An 8,008-nucleotide genomic window follows, 5' to 3' on the forward strand; every position below is an offset into this window, starting at 1 on the left:
GGAAAAAGCGCAAACCCTTCCGTATTTCTGTCCCATCAAACCGTTGGACGAGCCGCGGCCGATGCCCCCTAAGCCGACAATCCTTTTCATGGGACGAATTCGCCCGATTAAAGGATTCGATATATTCATCGACGCACTGGCCAGAGTTCCCGAAGCGCGGGGAATTTTAGTCGGTGATATAACTGACAATACGCAACAATTAATAAATAATCTTTCCAAACGGTTTGGTTGCCCGGCGAGATTGGAAGTCCATCCCTGGGCATCCCGTGAACAAATCTCGGAATTTTTCAAATCCGCGACCCTTTTCGTCTTTCCATCTATTTGGCCTGAAACCCTCGGCATCGTTGGTCTGGAAGCTATGGCCCACGGTGTGCCCGTGGTGGCCAGCGACGTCGGCGGGGTCAGGCAATGGCTGCAAGATGGTGTCAATGGAGCGCTGGTTCCGCCTCGCGATGCGAAGGCTCTGGCGGAGGCAATCAGGCGACTTCTTAACTCGCCCAATACGCTCCACTCCATGGGTCAAAACGCCATTCGAACGATCAAGGAGGGCTTTCTGCTGGAACAGCACGTCACAAAACTGCTCAACCTTTACGAGCAAGCTGCGAGTAGGGGTAAATCAGCGGCAATCATCGGTAAATGATGTCGGAAAACACACTGCCTGTCCGCGTGCTCCATTATTTTGCATTTCCTGGGGGTGGGATTGGACGCTATGTTCACGAGTTGCTCACCCGCCTGCGAGACCAGCCCGGGGTGGAGGTGGAACTCGCGTGTATTCCCAGTTACCACTATCTCCAGCAGGCAACCTATCCTACCTGGCCCGGCCTTCGGGACATAACGCATCCTGTAGCGTTCAGGCGGCGAATGCGCTTTGCAATCAATCTGCTCGTAAATCCCGTCCGGGCAATAAAAAGGGCGCAACTGACGGGGGCCCAAATTCTCCATCTCTCCACCATTCCCCACGTAACCTTTGCCCTGTGGTCTCGAAAACTGAAAAAAGCCGGACTTCGACTTGTGGCCACTGCCCACGACGTGCGCCGCTCCCAGGGGTTAATCTGTTATCCTTACGAGATCGAACAACTCAAACGACTTTATCGAGCGTGCGATGCACTCTTCGTCCACAGTGAGTATCAGAAGAAAGACCTAATCGACTTTGCGGGCGTTTCTGAAGATAAAATTCATATTGTGCCTCACGGTCCATCATACCACGGACCACCCCAGGGCGACAAAATGACGCTTCGCAAGCGATACGGAGTACCACTGGACAAACAGGTAGCGTTGTTTTTTGGTGATATTCGCCCGGATAAAAACCTGGATCTTTTCCTTCAGGCCATGGTGCCCTATAAGGATCGCCTATTCCTGGTGGTAGCGGGACAGGCCAAGAATCGCGACGGCACGGGAATTTCCGAGTACATCGCGCGGGCCGAGAATCTTGGCCTGTCTGGGAATATCTTGTGGCGCTGCGAGTACATCCCAGACAATGAAGTGCCAAACTTCTTTGAACTATGCGATTGGGTGGCGATGCCCTATAGCAGCCGGTTTACCTCACAAAGCGGTGTGCTCAATGTTGCAATGGCTCATCGTCGGCCGGTACTGGTGAGCACCACACCGACAATCGCCGAAACCTTGAAAAACTTTCCAGTAGGAGTCATGGTTTCTCCGGACAGTCTTGAGGAGCTTCGGCGAGCAATTGTCACGTTCTTGAATACCGATCAGAGCTGCTTCAAGGAGTCTATCGAGTCCTACCTGAAGACGTATTCGTGGGAGAAAAACGCGAGCACCACCGCGCTGGTGTATGAAGAATTGCGGAGAGCATGTGTGCAATGAACCTGCTTGGACAAAGTGAGAGCTGCGAGGGGCTTTGCCAGGAGCGAGTTCCTCGGGTTACAGTTGTTCAGATCGGTTCTCGTCGGAACTATGCCGTGCCCATCGCACTCGCTCAAGCTGGAGCACTTGAGCGACTATTTACAGACTGGTATGCCGGCAAAGACCTTTTTACCCGGCTCGCCACGTGGGCATCCCGCCGTGTCCCGTCAAAGGTTCTTGCCAGGGCGGCCGCGCGGACAGTTCCCGAAATTCCGGTCGAAAAAGTGGTACACTTCCCTGGATTCGCAGTGGCCTACAAATGGAAGAAGTATTGGGCGGCGCGACGGAGGGAATCGCCAAGAGCCTATATTTGGGGTGGTCAGCGCTTTGGTAAAGCCGTCCGAGACTATGGGATTCCCCCTTGCGACGCCGTTTTCTGTTTTTCATCCGCAGCCAAGGAGATATTTGAGAGTCCGGTAGCAAGCAACACCGTACGCATCCTGGACCAAGGGATCCCACCACTGGCTTATGACGACCGGTTGGTCCGGGAACAGGAGGCAGCTTATCCCGAATGGGCCGAACCAAGGCCAGCCCAAGTCGGTGTGGAAGAGTACACCGAACGTCAGAGACAAGAGTGGGCAAGCTCGGACATCATCCTCTGCCCTTCAAGGTTTTGCTGGCAGGCCCTGGCCGCCGAGAAGGCTCCTCTAGAGAAAGTTAGAATTCTGCCCTTCGGAATCACTTCCAGATTCTTCACAGGCCATCTGCCCCGAGAGCGAAACCGCCATTTCACAATCCTTTTTGCGGCGAATTCGCCTGTGCGAAAAGGCTTGCCCGACTTGGTGCGAGCGATAGAGCTATTAAACAGCCGTACTATTCGCGTCATTGTCGCCGGTGATATATCCAGCCTTAGGACCGAAGCAGTGTCACGAACCAGACGTGTCGCAGAGGTGTTGGGTTGCGTAACCCGTCCAAAAATGGTCGACCTTTATCGGCAAGCGGACCTATTCGTATTCCCGACTGTTTCCGACATATTTCCAGCCGTTATCTTGGAGGCGATGGCGGCGGGCATTCCCGTGATTACCACCCCCAATTGCGGCTCGGGCGAGATCATCAGAGAGGGAGTAGACGGTTTTATTGTTCCTATTCGTTCGCCAGAAAAACTGGCAGAAAAGATAGAATATTTAGTGACACATCGCGATATATGCGTTGATATGGGACGCAACGCTTATGAGCGTGCTAAAGAGTACACCATTAATCACTACCGAGAACGGCTACTCTCTTTACTCCGCGAAGAACTTCACCGTCGGCACCAAATATGAAGCACTTGCGCTATTGTGAGCATGCTTTTCTATCATGATGAATGACTTTGACCATGCAGCATTGACATATAAACAGACCCTCCCGCCGGGAAGCGGGGCTTTTTCGTATCGCCGGCTTCTCAAAGATCCCCTCGCGATATGTGTTGTGATTTGCGTTTTGGGACTCTTCTTCGGCGGGATCAGCGATATTCAGTGGCTATTCTACCCATACCGGTGGTGGTTCATAGCGGGACTGGCAACCTCCTTACTCGTAATGATTTTTCGTGTTACGTGGATTCCCTACCGCCTGGAACACCGCTGGCTTTTTGCATTCATGTTTGTCAGCATTCTGAGTTGCCTGGTTTCCCCCATGCCGGAATACAGTTTCGCACGATTGTTTACATTTGTTCTAATGTTTATTGCGGTTTTCATCGGCCTTTGGGTCTGGCTTCAGGTGCCGGGAAATCTGCAAAGTTTCGTCTTCCTCCTCGTTGCCACAGCCACGATAGGCGCTCTTTGGAGCGGTTTCTACATTCTCCAGCTTTCATCGCTCATCCCTGAAACACGATTTACTGGAGCCTTTGGTAAGGCCACTGGCACGGGCAGCTTCTGTGCAGCCTCACTTCCCATCATTTTATGGAAGGTGAGATACGCTCAGGGGAAACAAAAGGCCTTTTTCTTGTTAATCTTGGGGATTCTTTTGTATACCCTGATCTTCTCAGGGGCGAGGGCAGCGATCATTGGCGGATTGTCGGCCACCATGGTATGGCTGTGGAAGCACTGGACACGCTTTCGGCCAGGCCTGGTTGCTTTAATGGTCATTGTCCTCGGTTTGTTTATGACAGGGATTCTTTCTCTGGAAATGTTCCCGGGATACATTGTTCGCACGGAATCGCTTCCAACATTCACCGGGCGAATCCCCCGGTGGAAAGTCGGACTGTCGCTGTTTTCGCAAAGTCCGATCATCGGCCATGGATACGGTACGACCCGCTATATTCGACTTTTCGAAGATGGGGATAAATTACGGGGAGTCATCGTGCCAGGCCAAGTGACTTTTCTGGACTTGATCCCGGGCGTCGGCAAAGCCCGCCTTGGTAGGATGACCCTACACAGCGATCACGTCGAACGGCTCGTCGAGGGCGGAATTCTGGGATACATTCCCTTTGCTGTGTTTTGGTTTCTAATTATGCGTCGTTTTATACAAGTTTTATGGCGGCCTATGAATGTAAGTAATTCCCTTGCCCTGGCTCTCGGGCTCAATGTGTGCTATCTCTTTTTGGATTCGTTCATGCATGGGGCACTATTCGCCATCAATTCGCCAGGGACTCTCCTATCCTGGGCGGCCATCATCGTTTTTATGGCAGCAAGCGAACGAATCTTGCAAAATCCCGCGAATACGGTTAATGTTGCGTATCCTCCACATCATCCACAGCATCGATCCCCGCTCCGGTGGTCCTAGTCACGCGCTGAGGGGTCTGGCCCAGGAGCAGCTCCGGCGTGGCCATCAGGTGAGTATTCTCACCACGAACGCCCAGTCCGCAGAACCTTGGATGTCGGATGCCCTATTTCGCGAGCGAATGAACAATGATCCTGCGTTTTCAGGGGCTGAGCTGTTCATTGCCCGGGGATACGGTCGCACACGCCCCTTTGCTCGATTTACCTGGACGCCGCAGGCCTACCGCTGGCTTCGGCACCGGTTGGCAAATCCGGATTCTCGGCCGGATATTGTGCACATCCACGGGGTATTCAGCCACCTGACAACTTTTGCCCCGCGGCTGGCCCGCCGGTTTGGAGTTCCCTATATCATGCGTCCGGCAGGTACGTTCGCCCCCCGCTGCATGGCCCTTGGCCGGACTGCAATGAAACGATGGTTCACCGCACTCTTCGTGGCAAAGGACCTGCGACTGGCCGCCGCGGTTCAGGCAACCACTCCCGCTGAGGAGAACGAACTGCGCGAGCAGTTTGGACTGAACAATGTGGTGGTCATACCCCATGGAGTGGCCGGGGTGAACGATGCGCCCACTGATGTTGCCGAGGCCCGTCGGGCGCTCAATATACCAGAGCGGGCAAAAGTGCTTCTTTATCTCTCCCGATTAACTCCGAAAAAACGTCCTGATTGGGTCATTCAGGCCGCGTCAAAACTTTATTTGGAGTATCCAGATTTAGTCACTATCTTTGCCGGGCCTGACGCGGGTGCCGAATCACAACTTGCTGCGGCCATTGCGTCAAGCAGGCTCAATGGTCAAGTGAAACGCTTCGGTTTTGTGACGGGCGACCAAAAGCGACAACTGTTCGAGGCGGCTGATGTTCTCGTTCTTCCGTCCCAGTCGGAAAATTTCGGTGTGGTGGTAGTTGAGGCCATGGCCCACGGTTTGCCAGTTGTGGTGACGCCCGGCGTGGCTAGCCACATCTATGTGGACGCCTCCGGCTGCGGACTCACGGTTGATGACAATGTTGACGCATTGACCGAGGGGATTCGAAAACTCCTTCAGGCCGACAAGACCAAACTCGGCGAATCCGGAAGGGAGTACGTGAGGTTCTACCTTACTTGGCCGGTCATAACTGAGCAGATGGAACGCCTCTACGAGAGTATAGTTCGAAGTGTGACAAGGGCATGACGTCTATGAAGCCGAGTATTACCGCGTATATTCTCGCGAAAAATGAGGAGCCGAACATCGGCAAATGTTTGGCCTCACTGGAACCGTGCGGCATACCAGTCGTCCTTTTAGACTCGGGATCAATAGATCGGACCAAGGAAATAGCCGGTGGATTTGACTTTTGTCAAATCCAAAGTTTCTTGTTTACATCCCATACTGATGCATGGAACACAATTACTGGTAGATGGCATACAGGCAATGAGTACGCTTTAATCCTAGACGCCGACATGGAAATAACACCAGAGCTTTGGTGCGAGATTGTCCAGGCCCTTGACGGCTTGCCACAGGTCGTGCTTGCGCCAGTAATGATGTACGTTGAAGGACGCCCTCTTGTTCACGGGTCACTGTACCCGCCCAAGGCCATAGTGTTTCGAGGCGGAGATGAATACTTCATAGCCAGTGGTCATTGCTCTCGGCTCAAGCCTCGACTTGGGTGTTATTACGCACAGAATAAGCTCATCCACAACGACCTCAAACCGTACTCAGCATATCTGTTATCGCAAGTCCGGTACGGCAGGCTATTGTATCAGCGATATGAGCAGGGATGCGTATCTTTTAAGGACCGATTGCGCGCTACTACGCCACTGATGGCATTCATTCATCCCTTCGCATCACTCGTGCTTCGCGGAGGGATACTATCAGGGCGTCTCGGGATTATTTATGCACTGGACCGCGCCATTGCGGTTCTCGTCCAGTATCGGGTGGTGCTCGCGAGCAAGTTGGCACAGGATAGAAAACAGTCACCGGGTCAAAGTACCACTTCTTGATTGACTATGTGCGATGGCGACACTCTGCACTGTCACAACTCTGGATTGCCCAGTGGAGGTTCTCACGACGTGGGTGTCCTACCACTTAAATATCGGTGTGGACCATATGTTTCTATTCTTCGACAATCCCGAGCATCCTGGGATATCTTCGGTAGCGGAGAATGCACGCATTACACCAGTGCGATGCGACAGCGAGTACTGGCCAGGGGGTTCTGCGAAGCGCGAAAGACTCACTCTACATGAGCGCCAGTGGTTCAATGCGAATAAAGCACTTCAGTGGGCACGAGAGCGCGGATTTGACTGGATCGCCCACATTGATAGCGACGAGCTTATCTACTTTGATGGAAATCTGAAGCTGGGATTAGACGCCATTCCCAACTCTGTCGAAGTAGCGCGTCTGCGAGTGTTGGAATTCATTCCCCGACAGTTGGAATACGAACATCCATTCGCTGGGACGCACTGGTTTCGCGTTGGGCCGAAGAGACCAGCACGCAAGGCGAGACCTTCTTCAGTGCACGAATGGATTCTTTGCCTGGCAGAGATGGCCAGCTATTACGGTCGTTTAGGGGTCGCGAAATTAATTTGTCCGGGAGCACGCGGCCCGTTTCTCCGAGGCCACACCGGAGGCAAGTCGCTCGTTCGAGTAACTGCAGACATAAAAGGGATGGGAGTGCACCTACCCGCACCACCGGATGGACGCTTTTTCAGGAATTATTTTCTACCGCGTGCGGCAATCCTCCACTATGATTGTGGAAGTTTCTGCTACTGGATGGAAAAGTGGATGCAGCGCACATCGGAGAAGAATGTCCCGCGGGGCAGAGATGCTAAACGGAAAAGGCAAGCAGCCCGGTTTAGCGCTACGATGAAAAGCGAGGGGCTTCCTGGGCTTTACAGGCTATACTTTCGAGAATATGGACTTAGAGATTGGGAGATCCGTATTTTATCAGGTTTAAGACTTGTACGGCGCATTCATGTGTCCAGCCGCATACCCCCTACAGGTTTAGCGTAAGCCTACTGGCCCTCCTCATTCCTCTGCTACATACTCGCACATATTCCATAAGTGTCCTAAGCTCTTAGTACACATCATTCTTGGGCTTAACAGTGCTAATGCCAGTTGACATTTTCGTTTCCTTTATGATTTCCACGTGCCTACCCTCCCGGTTATCCGCTCGGCTATAGGTGTACCCGGAGCTTTGTGAAGTTTTAATACAATACGCAGCATCAGCCCAACCCCCCAGCAGACACCGGAACTGTACGGAGTTGCGTTTCTTGCGATAACGGTCCTCACATTAGAGCTAGATCTTAATGCGCTGTCATAACTATGAAAATAAGCATAGCACTCGCTACGTTTAACGGCGCTCGGTACTTGGAGAACCAACTAAACTCGTATTTGACGCAGACACGCCCCCCCGATGTTGCTATCTCCAGGATAGGGCCTGACTGCAGGGCCTTGGTCGGGCAGAGTGATACGCAGATGGCG

General features: G+C 52.8%; 7 protein-coding genes. All 7 read left to right on the forward strand.

Annotated features, from left to right (window positions below):
* On the forward strand, positions 1-640 hold a 640-nt coding region (locus H5U08_RS04090), incomplete at its 5' end, for a glycosyltransferase family 4 protein (protein ID WP_297030473.1).
* Positions 637-1,824, forward strand: coding sequence for a glycosyltransferase family 4 protein (locus H5U08_RS04095; protein ID WP_297030476.1), 1,188 nt, complete (start codon positions 637-639; stop codon positions 1,822-1,824). The genes H5U08_RS04090 and H5U08_RS04095, both read left to right, overlap by 4 nt.
* Positions 1,825-2,111: 287 nt before the next feature.
* Positions 2,112-3,125 (forward strand): glycosyltransferase family 4 protein, encoded by a 1,014-nt coding sequence (locus tag H5U08_RS04100; protein WP_297030479.1) that lies wholly within the window; start codon positions 2,112-2,114, stop codon positions 3,123-3,125.
* Positions 3,126-3,159: 34 nt separating this feature from the next.
* Positions 3,160-4,563 carry an O-antigen ligase family protein gene (locus H5U08_RS04105; RefSeq protein ID WP_297030481.1) on the forward strand — a complete coding sequence of 468 codons (1,404 nt, stop codon included), beginning with the start codon at positions 3,160-3,162 and terminating at the stop codon, positions 4,561-4,563.
* Positions 4,508-5,722: a glycosyltransferase gene (locus H5U08_RS04110; protein WP_297030484.1), complete on the forward strand. Its 1,215-nt coding sequence runs from the start codon at positions 4,508-4,510 to the stop codon at positions 5,720-5,722. The genes H5U08_RS04105 and H5U08_RS04110 overlap by 56 nt, the downstream gene beginning before the upstream one ends.
* Before the next feature lie 5 nt (positions 5,723-5,727).
* Positions 5,728-6,528 carry a glycosyltransferase family 2 protein gene (locus H5U08_RS19810; RefSeq protein ID WP_366494014.1) on the forward strand — a complete coding sequence of 267 codons (801 nt, stop codon included), beginning with the start codon at positions 5,728-5,730 and terminating at the stop codon, positions 6,526-6,528.
* Positions 6,529-6,541: 13 nt separating this feature from the next.
* Positions 6,542-7,537 carry a glycosyltransferase family 2 protein gene (locus H5U08_RS19815; RefSeq protein ID WP_366494016.1) on the forward strand — a complete coding sequence of 332 codons (996 nt, stop codon included), beginning with the start codon at positions 6,542-6,544 and terminating at the stop codon, positions 7,535-7,537.
* Positions 7,538-8,008: the final 471 nt, after the last annotated feature.

The organism is Thermogutta sp. (assembly GCF_014359955.1).
Lineage (GTDB): Bacteria > Planctomycetota > Planctomycetia > Pirellulales > Thermoguttaceae > Thermogutta.